The following is a 243-nucleotide window of genomic DNA, read 5'->3' as shown; positions in this document are numbered from 1 at the left end:
TGGCTAACCCAAGAACAACGGCCAACGTATCGGACCATTGCTCGCTTTATCATTTCTGAAGAGTTAGAAGAAATGATTCAAAGCAGCTTCAAAGAATTTCATGATTACTTGAAAACTCAGGGAATGATTGATGAGGCTTCGTTTATTGATGGTACTAAAATTCTAGCTAATGCTAATAAGTACTCCTTCGTTTGGAAGAAGCAGACAATTAAGTATAGTGAATTGAATGTTGAAAAAGCTCGT

The 243-nt window shown here is 36.6% G+C and carries 1 pseudogene; it reads left to right on the top strand.

What is annotated here, in order from left to right:
• Positions 1 to 243: pseudogene (locus QOS10_RS09645) on the top strand (IS1182 family transposase); the annotation flags it as partial.

Origin of the sequence: Limosilactobacillus galli, assembly GCF_947381495.1 — a bacterium.
In the GTDB taxonomy this organism is placed as follows: Bacteria; Bacillota; Bacilli; order Lactobacillales; family Lactobacillaceae; genus Limosilactobacillus; species Limosilactobacillus galli.
This window is presented reverse-complemented; position numbering and strand designations above follow the sequence as displayed.